At 35.8% G+C, this 14590-nt stretch carries 15 protein-coding genes; 8 read left to right on the top strand and 7 right to left on the bottom strand.

Annotated elements, in window-relative coordinates:
• Nucleotides 1-45 precede the first annotated feature (45 nt).
• From IPM56_10995 to IPM56_11010, 4 genes are all read right to left on the bottom strand, one after another.
• Nucleotides 46-1302, bottom strand: coding sequence for an adenylate/guanylate cyclase domain-containing protein (locus tag IPM56_10995; protein QQS34787.1), 1257 nt, complete (start codon nucleotides 1300-1302; stop codon nucleotides 46-48).
• 303 nt (nucleotides 1303-1605) lie between these two features.
• Nucleotides 1606-2844, bottom strand: a complete 1239-nt coding sequence (locus IPM56_11000; protein QQS34788.1) for a restriction endonuclease — start codon at nucleotides 2842-2844, stop codon at nucleotides 1606-1608.
• Nucleotides 2845-3115: 271 nt separating this feature from the next.
• Nucleotides 3116-3886, bottom strand: a complete 771-nt coding sequence (locus tag IPM56_11005) for a hypothetical protein (GenBank protein ID QQS34789.1) — start codon at nucleotides 3884-3886, stop codon at nucleotides 3116-3118.
• A gap of 472 nt (nucleotides 3887-4358) precedes the next feature.
• Nucleotides 4359-4811 (bottom strand): hypothetical protein, encoded by a 453-nt coding sequence (locus tag IPM56_11010; GenBank protein QQS34790.1) that lies wholly within the window; start codon nucleotides 4809-4811, stop codon nucleotides 4359-4361.
• A 90-nt stretch (nucleotides 4812-4901) separates the two neighbouring features.
• On the opposite strand from IPM56_11010, the gene IPM56_11015 reads away from it, so the two are divergent.
• Nucleotides 4902-5174, top strand: coding sequence for a hypothetical protein (locus IPM56_11015; GenBank protein QQS34791.1), 273 nt, complete (start codon nucleotides 4902-4904; stop codon nucleotides 5172-5174).
• 873 nt (nucleotides 5175-6047) lie between these two features.
• The gene (locus tag IPM56_11020; protein ID QQS34792.1) at nucleotides 6048-6767 is read left to right on the top strand and encodes a hypothetical protein; all 720 of its coding nucleotides are present in this window, start codon (nucleotides 6048-6050) and stop codon (nucleotides 6765-6767) included.
• 603 nt (nucleotides 6768-7370) lie between these two features.
• On the opposite strand, the gene IPM56_11025 is transcribed toward IPM56_11020, so the two are convergent.
• The 3 genes from IPM56_11025 to IPM56_11035 form a co-directional block, all read right to left on the bottom strand.
• On the bottom strand, nucleotides 7371-8525 hold the full coding sequence (locus tag IPM56_11025; protein ID QQS34793.1) for a DUF935 family protein: 1155 nt from the start codon (nucleotides 8523-8525) through the stop codon (nucleotides 7371-7373).
• A gap of 101 nt (nucleotides 8526-8626) precedes the next feature.
• Nucleotides 8627-9988: a phage terminase large subunit gene (gene terL, locus IPM56_11030; GenBank protein ID QQS34794.1), complete on the bottom strand. Its 1362-nt coding sequence runs from the start codon at nucleotides 9986-9988 to the stop codon at nucleotides 8627-8629.
• Between the two features lie 44 nt (nucleotides 9989-10032).
• Nucleotides 10033-10347: a hypothetical protein gene (locus IPM56_11035; GenBank protein QQS34795.1), complete on the bottom strand. Its 315-nt coding sequence runs from the start codon at nucleotides 10345-10347 to the stop codon at nucleotides 10033-10035.
• 165 nt (nucleotides 10348-10512) lie between these two features.
• Between IPM56_11035 and IPM56_11040 the strand changes: the two genes are divergently transcribed.
• The 6 genes from IPM56_11040 to IPM56_11065 all read left to right on the top strand — a co-directional run bounded on the left by IPM56_11040 (nucleotide 10513) and on the right by IPM56_11065 (nucleotide 14447).
• The gene (locus IPM56_11040) at nucleotides 10513-11505 is read left to right on the top strand and encodes a hypothetical protein (protein ID QQS34796.1); all 993 of its coding nucleotides are present in this window, start codon (nucleotides 10513-10515) and stop codon (nucleotides 11503-11505) included.
• Nucleotides 11506-11633: 128 nt separating this feature from the next.
• Nucleotides 11634-12557, top strand: a complete 924-nt coding sequence (locus IPM56_11045) for a major capsid protein (GenBank protein ID QQS34797.1) — start codon at nucleotides 11634-11636, stop codon at nucleotides 12555-12557.
• A gap of 9 nt (nucleotides 12558-12566) precedes the next feature.
• Nucleotides 12567-12758: a hypothetical protein gene (locus tag IPM56_11050; GenBank protein ID QQS34798.1), complete on the top strand. Its 192-nt coding sequence runs from the start codon at nucleotides 12567-12569 to the stop codon at nucleotides 12756-12758.
• Nucleotides 12758-13087 (top strand): DUF2190 family protein, encoded by a 330-nt coding sequence (locus IPM56_11055; protein QQS34799.1) that lies wholly within the window; start codon nucleotides 12758-12760, stop codon nucleotides 13085-13087. Before IPM56_11050 ends, IPM56_11055 begins: the two co-directional genes overlap by 1 nt.
• Nucleotides 13088-13248: 161 nt before the next feature.
• On the top strand, nucleotides 13249-13713 hold the full coding sequence (locus IPM56_11060; protein QQS34800.1) for a hypothetical protein: 465 nt from the start codon (nucleotides 13249-13251) through the stop codon (nucleotides 13711-13713).
• The gene (locus tag IPM56_11065; protein QQS34801.1) at nucleotides 13713-14447 is read left to right on the top strand and encodes a hypothetical protein; all 735 of its coding nucleotides are present in this window, start codon (nucleotides 13713-13715) and stop codon (nucleotides 14445-14447) included. Before IPM56_11060 ends, IPM56_11065 begins: the two co-directional genes overlap by 1 nt.
• Nucleotides 14448-14590: the final 143 nt, after the last annotated feature.

Here is a 14590-nt window from a genome sequence, read left to right on the forward strand (position 1 = left end):
TTTTACGGTATTGACTCTTTACTCATTAAAGATGTTATACAACTTTTAGCTTACATTTATTGATATATAATTGCTCCAAAATTCTGGGTCTGATAGAGAATAATCAAATAAATCATCATCATCGTCTCTATATTTTTCAACATACTTTTGTAAATATTTTTCAATTTCATCCATTATAGAAATTGCTTTTTTATTTCTTCGGTTTTCGGTATTCAATTGATAATATCCATCAGCAGAACCAGTTTCGATGAGATTTCTTTCATAAGTCGCATCAAAATTTTTACCTTCAAAAACATTCCACTTATCTTCCTCATCTCGCATATAAAGAAATAAAAATCTACCATACTCATATTCAGGAACGCCAGCCTCTCTAATAATAGTTTTTAAATCGGATATTTTATTTCTTACTTTTTGCCATAATTCTGATTTTTCATCTTCCTTTGAAGATGGGACTGCTTTTAGATTTTTATCTACAACTTCTTTTTTATCCTTTAATTTTTTTAATAATTCTAAATTCTTCGATTGGCAATCTTTGAGTTCAATTTCTAAATCTTGGTTACTACTGGTTAGTTCTTGAATTTGCTTTTTTAAATTATCAAAATGATTTTCTGCTATTTCCACTTTCTTTTCAATAATAACTGTTTTATCCCCAAATTGATATATCTTGGTTAATCCTAATCCCTTCAATTCTACTTCACCTACCATATTCCATTGTTTAGGATATGAGCATTCATTTAGGAATTCAAACGAAGTTAAAATTGTAGAAGGATTACAATATTTTCCAATACGTGCACATCTATCAACGGCTGTTCCTTGTGGATCTAATTCAGAATGTCCTTCATATTCAATTAGATATACGTCTCCATAATCTAATGCCATTTTTATTTTTGTGGCTTCATTTGTTACTTCATATAGATTCTTTTCCATATCTTTTATTCTCATAACAAAACTTAACGCATCATCAATCTTTGTTTTTCTTTCAAAAATTCCCATTAATTCATCTCCGATGTATTTTACAACCTTTCCGCCACATTCTTCAATATACTCTTTGATTATTTCCGAGAACTGCCAAACACGTAATATCCATTTTTCGGGCTCATCCTTTTTTTCAATTTTATACTTTGTAGAATCTACCATATCAACGAATACAACAACTCGTTTTTGAAAACCAGCTCTTATCTCACCAATAATTTTTTCTTCATCTTTAATAAGCTCATCTTTCTTCTGAATAACCTTTTCTAGATCATCTAATTTTTGATTTAAAGGATTTGCTGATTCCTCGTTAAAGACCTTTTTACTCATTATAATTTTCCTTATTACTTTATATAATTAAGTTGTATAACGGCGTGTTATGTTAAAACGCAACGCCGTGTTTATAATTATTTAATAGATTTCCTGTGGGTTTATCCCGATATAATCGGGACACTTTTAACTACTAATTAAACTCTCAACCAACCAAAACGGCTTTTCATCTAACAATTAAAAATTAGAAGTTCATCTGTCGAAGTCATACAATTTATTTGGGAACTTTATTCAACAGATCGACCAAACTATTTTTTTTCTTTTTACTGTACTGTCTCTTCAGTTATTAAAGTTGATTGGCTGTTACACTTTACCAAACTCTGACTCATCAACTTCCACTTCATTTAAATATATTCCATTGGCATCCATAAAGCCATTATAATTACATTTAACAGTGCGGGAAAAACAATCTGAATCAGAACCTGAACCATGGCACAATTCTAAGTGCAAAGATAATTGACCTTTAAACTTTATTTCTTCTAAAGAATCACTTTCATAATTAATATAATCAACATATACTTCATCAATTGTTGTATTGGTAGATAATGAATCGATATAGGAATAAAAATTATAATCACAACTATTCATAGTTATTTTTTCATCAATAACGGACATAATTTGATCATCGAGCAACATTGATTTTCCTTCATCATCAAGGTGTGATAATATCTCAATATTCACGTCAGGTGAGATTTCAAAATTATCAATTATGTATTTAACACAATTAAAAATAATATCTTGCTCTGTCAATTCTCTAATAAGTGTAAGTAAATATTCATAAGCTAAAGAATTCTCATATTCAGCTAGTCTTTCAACAAATAACATAAAAGCTTCGTATTCAATTCCGGGTGTTACATTGGCTGCATTAGAAAAATCTCCAATTGCCAAATATTTATTAATCTTATCAATAATATTTGATGAATCTGAATAAGGCCATACAGCATTTCCAGACGGTAATTCCTTTATTAATACTGTTTCTCTAATAATTTGTTGGATTTTATTATAAGAATCTTCGGGTAGCTTCTTTCTGAAAATACTTAGTGCACCATCTACAGAATCATAGAGTGATAAGTTTCTATAGCTCTCAGGAAGATATTGTTTTGTTATATCTTTAAATTCTTCACGACTTAGATAGCCAACCAACTCTGAATAATCCCAGACTTTGATAAATATTTCTCCTCCCTTTGATATATCGAGGGCTTCTAGTTTTTTCATTAAACCAGAACTTACTACAGTTGTTGTAGCTAACAAATATCCATCTGCTTTATGCTGTTTTACCTTATCCGTAATAGCCCCCACATCATTCTCATTTACAGATTTTCCAGTCTTACTAAAATCTTTACATTGAACTAACCATTTACTGACATTATTGCTAATCGCCCCCTTACGTATTTCTGTAAAAATTAAATCCTTTCCTTCATCCGCACCTCTTCCGGACCAACTTACAGATAAACCAAGTTGCTTGGCAATTTCTCTTATGAGAGCTTCAAAATGCTCTCCCTTCACATAACCCTTTAATTCTGTAAAATCTATTACACTCATATACTTTAACAGCATAACGCCTTGCGCCTAACCCGCTGTCAAGCACGACAACGGTAATCTTAAACAACAAAGCCAAATGTTAACAACTACATTTAATTTGTGATTAATGAATGCAGTATGAAAAATACTTAATTAGAATGGAAACATTATTTTCAGTGTCACTGATAGTGGCTGTCGAATTATTAAAGAACTCTAGTCAAATGTTCGAGCCACACTATTTTTTTTCTTTTTACTGTATTGTCTCTATAATTATTAAAGATGTTATAAAACATCATATAATAAAATCACTTTTATCAGTATCATAATTCTTAAAATATGCTTGAGACATCTCTCTTACACAGGAATTATGATATCTTTTTAACCACTTATATTTTGGTAGAACACTATCATCTTTATTATATAGCGCTAAATTAGCTTTTATATTATTTTTATGAGTCATTAAAAACGCTAAATAATCCTCTGGTTCGATTTCGCTTTCACTCGCTTTCATATAATCAATAAAATAAAAGCCAGCCACATCATATTTTAACAATCCATTAATATATTCTAACTCGTCATCAACTCCGTGATGAAATGCTTTCAATGCTGGTACATTCTTTACCATTTCCACAAGCTCTTTCGGCACTACAATTCTCGGATATATTGCTACTTTACTTTCTAATTCATAAGCTGATACTAAACCAGGTCCAAAAATAAAATTGTCTTTGTTATAGATTTCACCTATTGTAAGTCCGCCTCTTATAAAAATACCTTTATGAACTAATTCAAACTGCAAATGCAAAACATCAATCAATTCGTAGAATAGCAGTCCAACTGGCCTTCTTTTGTTTACTCTGCTTAATATTTTGGTCGTTCTAACTGCACAATCAGAAAAGTTAAAAAAACTTTGCTCATAGTCTTTAGCTATTTCGTGGTCAGGTTTTGAAAAAAATCTAAATTTGTCCAATATAGAATAAACATCATTTGCTTTATGACCTCGATTTACAATATTCTTAAAACCTAGTATATCGAAATAAGCAATTATTGAAATATCATATTTCATTTTTAATCGAGTGATTTATAGCTTATATATATCCTGCACTCTGGGACTTACATACGCACGCGGAAGCATACTTGTCCGCTTTTGTTGACTCAATCAACCAAATAACTTACACTATTAATTTCTCCCGAACTGCTTTTCATACGATCATAACCTGTACACCTGCCATCAAGCACTGCCCCGGGATATTTACGGTACTAACAAAGGGGCGTATAAAATCAACTCTAACTTATATTAATTCATAAGTACTTTCAATATTTAAAATAAAAATGCCCGGGACGCCGGGCAGGAACGTCACCGGGCTATGGGGGGGTTTACAGCAATTCCGCATTAAATGATTTAGTCAGTATTGGGGGGTTTGCAGAACTGCTATCCAACAATAAATTAATTCCAAACAAACGGCAACTATTTTTCTTACTTTGCGTTTATCTACTTATTGTGTCAACCTGAACTCGTTTCAGGTTCTTAAAATTATTTACCCGCCCTTCAAAAAAAATTCCCTGCACAATTCAAACTCATTAACACCAAATCCGGTTTTGATATCAGTCTTAACAAAATGGTTTCTCAAAATACCGGAATAACTATCTACATCATCTAAAATCAAAAAATTTTTCACATCAATACTTTTCTTTAACCAGGAATTTATTTCCTTATCTCTTTCATTTGCGCCAATCAAATCGGTCTTCCAGTTTTTATGCAGATACTTTTTCAAAGAATATCTGTTCAACTCTCTGTTAAGCATTTCGGCAGCACCAAACCTCCACGAAGAAGTTATAACAAGCCTTGCGTCAAACTCATCAAGCAATAACTTTAACAATCTCACAGACTCAGGATCAAACCGCGCCCAGTCCGGCGCTTTCATATTCACCCTTCTGTAATACCTCTCTGAATTCATAACCCCATCAATATCAAGAAAAATTATATTCATATAGCTTAATTAAAAACTCAACATTCATAATTCAAAATTAATCCTGTATGGTATTTCCTTTAATTTAACAGAACCATACATTTGTATGGTATGGAAAGAAAACAATTTAGATCAAGATTATTCAAACGAAAGATCGAACCGGAAAATGTCGACTACTGGTATTTACTGTATGCGGAAGTACTATTCAGAATGAATGAAATGGATGATTACAACTGCCCTTGCAGCTTCTGCCGGCAAGAACGTACACACCTTAAATATATGTTATTCAAACTTGTAAAAGACGGACACATCAAGCCCAACAGAAAACCAAATTTCACAGGCTACGGTGATTGCGGAAGAAGACTAAATCCCTTCATTGGCTAAGATCAACCTTGGCTGTAGAGGACCACTCCACTACAGTTTCTAATTATTAACAATCGGTTTAAAAAATGGATGCCCGCAACGCCGGGCAGGAACGTTACGGGCGGAGGTTCCAGGTAACTTTTTTATGACTGTCGCACGGGTAAGCGAGCAATCAGTTACCAAATAAAATCTAATTCATAAAATCATAAATATCAATCACTCTTAACTCATAACCTGTCTGCGGTCAGGCAGGCTTTAATCTCACAACTCTACAAGTGAGGGCTTCACAATGTTTCCCCACTCAAAGCAAATCAAAAAACTTTTCCTGCACTCTTCACGTCATTCTGAAAAATGTCATCCTGAATTCATTTCAGGATCTGTGCTCTTTTCAGAATCTTCTTTATGTTTCATTGTACATTATAAACTGTACATTATAAATTGTTCCTGCTTTTGCCATTAGCTCCATTTCGTTACGCTGACACTTCACTCCGTTACGTGACAGCTTCACTACATTTTGCTAATCGCCCGGTTTGCTGGTAAAGGTTGCTTTCTTTTATCATTGTAAATCAGTTCAACCAGTGTCATCTATGTGCCATTATTTTTCTTTTGTTAAGCAACCCTTACCTAATTTCGCAAACCTAAAAGCTGCTCAACTCTGGCGGGACTGCTTCAACGGTAAAAAGTTTTTCCAAATTTGCTTTCACAACACTCTTCATACGTAGCCCAATTATACTTTTATACACAAAACAACTATATTTAAATCACAAAAGTCAGGGAATTTTTCTCAATCATTCTGCTATAGTTTTTCTTTTACTCATCCCATTAAATGGTGTACAATCAGCTCATCCAAAAGCTGCTAATTAACATTTGTTTAACTTTACAAGGTGTTATACAATGTCACCAGTCACAAATGAAATTCAAATTGAAGACGATGGTTTAATAACCACCAAAAAAGGATTGACACTGTCTTCAATGGCTTTACTCATCTGGCTTCTTACAGGAATTCTTTACAAAATCATCAGCCTATTTTCTACTCCGGACTATGTCATTTTTTGCTTTCTTATTTCCCTTTCACTTTCAATATTGTTCGGTATTTATATCACGAACAAAATTATTAAGAAAACAAATTTTGTTACAAAGTTAATACTGATAACAGCCAATATTTTGTTATTGTATTCTTCTGCAAATGGAATACAATCCGGTGTATGTTTTGTTTACGGTACAGAGCCGAATGAAAAAATTCAAACCTCATCATTTCTCTCTTTCTTTGAAACCAAACCCTGGTTGCCGGATAAATATCAGTTTACTAAGATTCAAAATCTAAATACTGAAAAGAAATCGCTTCTGATAAGAATTGATAGACTTGAAAGTATTCCATCTGATAGATCAGAATTATTAAATCAAATACAGAAATACAGGACTGAAAATGACAGCTTACGCAGTTCATTGAATAAAATAAAAAGAAATGTTGAGTCAAGGAATGAACTTCAGAGAAATTGGAACAGCAGGATCACTTCGGATGAGAACCATAGACAAATTGAAAACCTGATTAAAAGATATTATGGCACTGAGTTCTATCAACAATATTTTAGAACACAAATTAAAACAGAATAAGTCATCCTGAGCGCAGTCGAAGGATCATTTTAACCTTACATTGGAAGGACTCAGTTAAACGGGACATTGTCAGCCAGATGTACATAACACACATTATGCAACTAACTAAGAAATTCTATCATTTACTTTGTAGTTCTATCTAAATCGCATAATGTGGGGTTATGCAAACTCGGCACAGAACCTTGTCAGTTAATCAACGTTCCGCTTGGGGATGCATGGCACTTCGTGCACCGCACCCCAAGCTACACTTTCATTGGTAGTGGAAAAGAAACCCGAAAACCAAAAACAAAATTATGTCTTTACATTTTCATCATTAACAAAACGACAAAAGAAGAAATGTCATTCCGAACCCCGCAACGCTATTAAATCCAGGGGTGAGGAATCTCATTCATAACTCAAAACTAGTAACTCATCACTACCCAGGGGGTGGCTCGCGCTCTCGCACACCCCCCACAATGTCACACTGAGCCTGACGAAGTGTGTCGATCATTCACCCATTCAAACAATCAGTCATTCCGAATAATGTCATCCCGAACTTGTTTCGGGATCTACGTTCATTTCAGAATCTTCTTTCATTTAACATTTATCATTTAACCTTCACCATTAATCATTCGCTCCCAGCGAGAAGTCCGATTCCGTAAGGTTATATCTCTTCTTAAAATATTCCTTCGTAAACTTCACACCAATTTCTGATAATATCTTATCCCGCTCCGCACTCTCCTCAATCACAGCCTCTTTTTTATTAAGCCTTATCTTTGGACAACTCACATCTCCATAATTCAACTCGCAGTAATAACGTATCAGTTTATTCAAAGTAGATTCAACAAGTTTCTTGTCACTAACACCTAAGTAAGACAACATCTCTCTATGAATATCACTTGCCTTATAAGAACCAGTTTTTTCAATCTCTGTTGTAAGCGTAACGGTTAAAACCGCCTTACTTATTTCCCGGTTATGAAACTTTACAAGATTTTCATACAACTGCCCTATATCGTATTGCGGGGATTCTTTAATATCAATCAAAAGATTTTCTTCAAAGATTGTAATGTTATCCTTTACCATATCCTGAAGCTGCTGCAGGAACTCATCTTTCTGCGGCTGAGTAAATCCAGTTGGATATTTGCCAATAAGGTAAGGCATACCATAACGCTCCATCATAAGCTGCCAATACTCAACTCCGCCTTTCTTTAACTGCACAGCCCAATAACACCGGCTCAAAATCTTTTCGCCGTAAGGATTAGTGAAAGTAGGTTTATGTTGCGTTAGTATAAATTTATACGGAGGTAATTTTTCACCTTCTTCAAAAAGATAAAAACCGTGCTTCATTTTTCTTAATCGTATTTCATTCTTCTTATCAAAGATAAACCACTCTTGAGGTTTGCCAATTATATCACACGGAAATAATTTATTCTCTTTCTTAACCCAGTTAATTTCCTGCACAGCAAAACCAAAAAAGATTGCGTCCATTATATCGCTTATAAGTTCGGAGAGATTCAACCTCACAAAAACATTTTCAATATCCGTTTTTACTTTAACGTCACCCTCATAGTCGATTTGATAATCCATTTGCATCACCTGCATCTTTCGCTGCTGAATGACAGAAATAAGGTGAGGATCATTTAACAGATCACGATAAATTTTATAATCATTATCATTCTCATTAAATATTGTATCCGGGTCCGGCAGAAAAGAATACATTTTACTCAAATCATCAAACCGTTCCCGAGTCGCTACCGGGTGCATCAAACTTCTATTCATCTTTTTTCCTTTTCCTTTCTGTCATTCCGAAGGAGTCCTCGACTGAGGAATCTGTTACATAAATCGATATTAAAATCCTCTGTGTCTCCGTGCCTCTGTGGTTAAAAGTTTTTCGCTCTTAACCTGTTCTTTATCTTACTTATAATCTTACTCTTCATCGCAATTCTACCTACGTGCCTTATGCTTCCATAATCTCCCGCACTCTTTCCCTTAATCGAATTCAAAAACTGACTAACCGAATCCACCACATCGTCAAACTCACCGCCGGGAAAATCCTCAGTCTCTGATAAAAAATACTCAAGCCAATGCGCAGACTCAGGCAGATAAACTTTCCCCGCTTCAATAACCGGAGTGACAGAATGCACACGCGCAATCTTATCACTTTCAACCTTAATAGGTTTAATAGGTAGTGAAGTATTCCGCTGTAACTCTTGTATTAAACTTTGTCCGCTTGCTTTATCTTCGATAAGAATTTCATTCACATTATGGATCTTCGCAAGCTCAACAACTTTACGTTTCAGTTCCGGGAACTCAACTCGTCCGCGCCATACATCAAGCAGATAATAACCGCCAAGAGCATAAAGCCAGGTAGTACAAACAGAAAAATCATTCTCCTGGTTTTTCTTAAAAGCAGTATCCCAGCTTTGAACTTTTTTATAAACAGGTTGTGTATAAAGATCATCACTTTGCTTATAATATCTCCACCACTCTCTTTTTATTATACCGGAAGATTCCTTATCAACAAACTTTCCAAAAATTTCCTGGTCTCTTAAAGCAGGTGAAATTTGTTTTACGAGTTCATCAATATCATTCTTATCCAATATCGGATTATCATAACTCGAATAATTGAAAGACCGCCATCCTTTCCCCTCTTGAGAGGGGAACAAAAGGGGTGTGTTGTTTTCCGTCTCACGTTTCACATTTGACATTTCACCCCTTTGAAACAGCTCATAAAACAAATGCTTCTCTCCAGTCCGCTTAACTGCCTTGCCCTTCGGAGTTCCACCAATCAGAACGTCCGCCTTATAATCAAGAATCATCGGCAGGATAGACTCATTCCACAAAGAACGATTCTTAAGAACAATACCCGCTTCATTGATAATGATTAACGCATAACCAAACCCCTCAATGTTTTCAGGATTATCAGCGCTTCTAAAATCACAAACGGAATTCCCAATACGCAATTCATTCCTGTTCTGTCTATACCGCCAACTCTTCTTAGGTAACTGCTTCAACACCGGATGAAAATATCTTTCGACATATCGATCAATGTTCCCATAAACAGTATCAACCCACAACACTGGAGAAACACCATTAAGCATCGACTCAATCACATACAAAGCAAACCCTCGGGTAAGTCCAAATCTTCGTCCTTTAGCAATTACCTTAAACCGGGAACTATCCTCAAATATCTCCCTCTGCTTCTCGTGATATGTTATATCTACTTGTATTTGTTTCTTCATTTGCCTATTTATCCGCCTGTGGTGGACTGCCTATTGCATACTGCCTATTTTCCCGCAGTCAGTTCTTTTCTATTGATAACGATTTCATACTCTCCATTCTCATCAAGTTTTTCAGCCTGCCCTAAATACTGTTTCCCAAGCCAGATAAGCATAGTCACATTTCCGCCCATTGCTACATCAATCTGTTTTCTCTTTAATCGTTGTTTGAGATTCATTCTCCCTTTTGTAAGAAAAATCTCAAATTTTCTTTTTAGGGTGTTGTCATCGTATCCCAAAGCTTCGGCAATTTCTTTATTCGTTAACCCGAACGTAGCCAGCTTCTCTATTTGCTTCTCTGTTGTAATTTCTTTCTTACTCATAGTCTCTTACCTAATTAAATAAGGAAAATAGTCTTCAATACCTAAGATTATAAGGTAATATAATAAATTATCTTGACATTCTAAAGTTTTATGCTTTTATTACCTAATAAGATTAAGATTTTTATTTGTTTAGCCTTAATTATTTATGTGAAAGGATTCGATACGATGAAATTTGAAGTGTTCAGTACAGGTACGCATACCAGCGACAAAGGAGTAACTAAAGACTACTCTCTCGAAGATTTAAACTTCATAGCACAGAACTACAAACCCGAAACAGATGAAGCCCCTCTTGTAATTGGACATCCACAGGATAACTCTCCCGCCTATGGCTGGGTATCATCTCTCGAAGTAACCCCGCAAGGAAAACTTGTTGCGGATGCACCTGATGATAAACTCCACCCCGATTTTCTTAACGCAATAAAAGAAGGTAGATACAAGAAAAGAAGTATCTCATTAACTCAGGATGGAAAGTTAAGACATATTGGTTTTCTCGGTGGTGCAGCCCCAGCCGTTAAAGGTCTTGCTGATATTCAATTCTCTCAGCCATCAAGTACAGTCTATGAATTTAACCTGGAGAATGAAAATGACTCTTCAAACATTTCTAAAACAAATGATACTCCTGCTAATGTCCCTGATACTACTCAGTTTAATTCTCTGATCTCAAAGCTTGATGAGTTAAAAACATCTATCTCCAATTTTAGCGCAACTGACAAAGACTCAAAATTCCAGTCTCAGTTAAAAGAAATTAACGATCAGCTAAACAGACTTCAGACAAAAGTAACTAAGAACGAACTCGATACTCTTCTGGATGAGAAATTAACTGAAGGTTCATTAACCCCAGCCGTAAAAGAAAAGATTCTGAACATATCAAACTATATGGAAGCTCAGAATTTCAGTGAAGGATTTATGCAGGAAAAGTTCTCTAAAGAAGTGAATGCATTAATGAAAGATTTGATCTACTCATTTCCGAAGTTAATTTACTATGAAAACTTCGCGGAGAAACCGGAGCAGGAGCACAATATATTAACAGATGAATTCGCCGGATATTCAGTCAATGAAGACTCAAAAGCATTACACAAAAAAGCACTTGGACTTATGAAAAAAGATAACCTTACATACGTCGCAGCTATAAAAAGACTGTCTGTAATGTCACCCTGAACAATGTCATTCCGAACTTGTTTCGGAATCTAAAATATGATGCGACATAACCAATTGAAAACTAAATACTTAACATTAACCATTTAACTTTGAAAATTTAACATTTACCATTATTTACCGGAGTTCCGATGTCTACTTTACTAAAGAAACGAATTGTTGACCCAGTTCTTACGAACATTGCCAGAGGCTTCACAAATGCTTCACACGTGGCAGTGAAACTCTTTCCAATTGTTACAGTTAGCAAAGAAGGAGGTAAGATACCTCAGTTCACAAAAGAGGCTTTCAAGATATATAATTCTGAAAGAGCCATACGAGCAAAGTCGAACAGGATAAATCCTGAGAACCGGACAGAGATTGATTTCGTCCTTACCGAACACGACCTCGAATATCCCATAGATTACAGGGAGCAGGAAGAAGATGTGTTCCCCTCAAGACTTCACGCTACTACTGTTGTCACTGATGGAATATCTTTAAGACTCGAAAAACTTGCCGCAGATATTGCACAGAACCTTGCCACATATCCCACGGGGAACAAGGTTACACTTGCTGCGGGTGATAAATTTACTAACACGTCCTCAAACCCATTTGTCATTTTTGATGCTGCTAAAGAAGCAGTAAGAGGTAAGATTGCTCAAAGACCTAATGTTTGTGTTCTTGGTCCTTCGGCTTTTAACGCTCTTAAAAATCATCCTGCGGTTCTTGAAAGAATCAAATACACTCAGCAGGCAATCATCACAGCAGAACTGTTAAGAGCATTGCTTGATTTTGATGAGTTGTATGTTGGTGATGCAGTCTATTCAACTGATGCTGGTGTATTCACTGACATCTGGTCTGATAATGCGATTGTTGCTTACGTTCCCAAAGCTAACACAGATGTTCCCCGCTCATATTACGAACCAGCTTTCGGATATACGCTCAGGAAAAGAAATAACCCGATGATTGACTCATATACTGAAGGTGGAAAAGTTGAGATCATCCGTAACACAGATATTTTCATTCCTAAAGTAGTCGGCTCTGATGCAGGTTACTTGATAAACGATACAAATGCTTAAGGAGAGAGAATGAAGACATACATAATTAAAGATACAGACCTTATGATTAATGGTTCGATAGTTCCTGAAGGTTCTAAGATCGAATTGAACGATGAAGATGCAAAATCTCTCTCTCCTTATTTAACCCTGCACGGTGACAATGTTGTTCAACCTGTCATTGTCCAGGAAAAGAAAAAAGTAAAAACTGAAAGGACAAAATAATGTTAACCGAACAACCAATTTTAATTGCTTCAATACAAGCAGCAGCTAACCTTGCTAAAAATCTTTTCATAGGTTTTGACGGGGATATTTGCGGCAATGGTGTTAAAGCCTTAGGAGTCTGTAACGCTGAAACAGATGAATTAGAACAAGCTCCGGTTATGTCAAAAGGTATTGCACTCGTAACTACAGGTGATACAGTCACAGTTGGTGATAAAGTTCAATCCAATGCAGAAGGTAAAGCAGTTACGTTCGCATCTGGTGAAGCAAATGGTTTTGCAATGGACACCTCATCCGGTGCTGATGAACTAATCCGTATTCTTTTAGTCTGATGTCATCCCGAATCCCCTCAATGCTATTGCAGTCAAGGGATGAGGGATCTCTTAATAGTGTCATGCTGAAAAATGTCATCCTGAACTCGTTTCAGGATCTTCATCTGTTTCAGCATCCTTTTAACATTTACCCGCCTATGGCGGGATAAAGCAATGTAACAATGAAACAATTAATCATCACAATCATTATAATACTCACAGTGTCTATTCCGTTGTACTCTCAGAACTCCGATAAACACGGAACCTTCCTCAACTTCAACCAGTCCACCTATGAAGCCTATATGACATCTCCCCAAGCATTCAGGTACTTTGAAGTTCCAGCACAGAAACAAAAAGGATTTACTTCAGTTGCATCAACTTCAGCGGACACTCTAAGCAGAAAAATATTCACAGGCTCAAACTCAGTTGATTCAGTATTCTCCTTCTGGTATCAATTCAGCATCCTCACTGATGACACTTTACAGATAAGCCATTCCGCAGCTTTTGGTTCCGCTGATATTATTATTGTTTTACCGTCAATTCCATTTACTTCTGTAAGATTGGATGCGACTCAGGTAAACAATCTTTATTACAAAGTTTATGGAACAGGCACACCATCAACGATATGGAGTTTATTCGGCTACTGATGAAACTACTTATTATAATCTTTGCGTTTTCATTTCTAAGTCACTGCCAGGACTTTAGAAATTTTGGTTATCAGAAATATCAGTCCTTTGTTCCTCCTTCTCCTCCCGGTTGCCCTGTTGAACTTGTAGGTGATATGTTCGCGTACGGCGCTGAAACAGGTGATGAATCTGAAATAAGTTTTATATTCAATGACGTCACAGCCTCACAGGATGTTGCATACTGCGGTGATTGGTCCTTCAAATGCTTTGTACCAACAAGCGGTTCTTACTACTCAAAAGGAAGTGATGGTTTTGCTGTTGACAGCCTCTACGCAAGCATTGCGGTTTACTTTCCTTCTTCAGTTGGTTGGCTTCCAAATACATCTTACTATTTCTTCTCTATTGCTGATAACACTTACACTTATCTTGCCGATATTCAGTTCAACATTGATGAATTCGGAATGTTCGAGAAGTTCATTTACAGCACTCAAGGCACATTCTCATTAGCTGATTTCTTTTTCTCATTCGATACCTGGTATCACTTTGAAATATTCTTTCGCAGGGATTTAGGAAGCGGTTCACATTGCATAGTCTGGAAAGACGGAGAAGAAATTTACAATGCTATAGGCACAGCCTCAGAAGAACCCCGCGAAACATTCTGGGGATTGGAACACAACCCCGGTGGTGTCCCCTCATTCGATGCCTGGCTCTACATAGATCAGGTACAGGTCAGCACCCAACGCATCGGAAACTGAACTCTCTTTTACATTATCATCTGAACATAACATTAACAACTAAACTCAAAAATAAACCTGTAAGCATTTGAATTAAAATTTTCTTTTGTACTTACAGGCTAATTTTTTACATCAGTCCAAGTTTAGGCAAACGCTCAGCCAAA

It is taken from the genome of Ignavibacteriales bacterium (assembly GCA_016700155.1).
GTDB lineage: Bacteria > Bacteroidota > Ignavibacteria > Ignavibacteriales > Ignavibacteriaceae.

What these genes read in the sequence shown, in the direction of transcription:
- IPM56_11010 (QQS34790.1), bottom strand. Translation starts at nt 4,811, where the DNA reads ATGAATATAATTTTTCTTGATATTGATGGGGTTATGAATTCAGAGAGG.
- IPM56_11065 (QQS34801.1), top strand. Translation starts at nt 13,713, where the DNA reads ATGAAACTACTTATTATAATCTTTGCGTTTTCATTTCTAAGTCACTGC.
- IPM56_11055 (QQS34799.1), top strand. Translation starts at nt 12,758, where the DNA reads ATGTTAACCGAACAACCAATTTTAATTGCTTCAATACAAGCAGCAGCT.
- IPM56_11025 (QQS34793.1), bottom strand. Translation starts at nt 8,525, where the DNA reads ATGAATAGAAGTTTGATGCACCCGGTAGCGACTCGGGAACGGTTTGAT.
- IPM56_11060 (QQS34800.1), top strand. Translation starts at nt 13,249, where the DNA reads ATGAAACAATTAATCATCACAATCATTATAATACTCACAGTGTCTATT.
- IPM56_11020 (QQS34792.1), top strand. Translation starts at nt 6,048, where the DNA reads ATGTCACCAGTCACAAATGAAATTCAAATTGAAGACGATGGTTTAATA.
- IPM56_11050 (QQS34798.1), top strand. Translation starts at nt 12,567, where the DNA reads ATGAAGACATACATAATTAAAGATACAGACCTTATGATTAATGGTTCG.
- IPM56_11000 (QQS34788.1), bottom strand. Translation starts at nt 2,844, where the DNA reads ATGAGTGTAATAGATTTTACAGAATTAAAGGGTTATGTGAAGGGAGAG.
- IPM56_11035 (QQS34795.1), bottom strand. Translation starts at nt 10,347, where the DNA reads ATGAGTAAGAAAGAAATTACAACAGAGAAGCAAATAGAGAAGCTGGCT.
- IPM56_11040 (QQS34796.1), top strand. Translation starts at nt 10,513, where the DNA reads ATGAAATTTGAAGTGTTCAGTACAGGTACGCATACCAGCGACAAAGGA.
- terL (QQS34794.1), bottom strand. Translation starts at nt 9,988, where the DNA reads ATGAAGAAACAAATACAAGTAGATATAACATATCACGAGAAGCAGAGG.
- IPM56_11015 (QQS34791.1), top strand. Translation starts at nt 4,902, where the DNA reads ATGGAAAGAAAACAATTTAGATCAAGATTATTCAAACGAAAGATCGAA.
- IPM56_10995 (QQS34787.1), bottom strand. Translation starts at nt 1,302, where the DNA reads ATGAGTAAAAAGGTCTTTAACGAGGAATCAGCAAATCCTTTAAATCAA.
- IPM56_11005 (QQS34789.1), bottom strand. Translation starts at nt 3,886, where the DNA reads ATGAAATATGATATTTCAATAATTGCTTATTTCGATATACTAGGTTTT.
- IPM56_11045 (QQS34797.1), top strand. Translation starts at nt 11,634, where the DNA reads ATGTCTACTTTACTAAAGAAACGAATTGTTGACCCAGTTCTTACGAAC.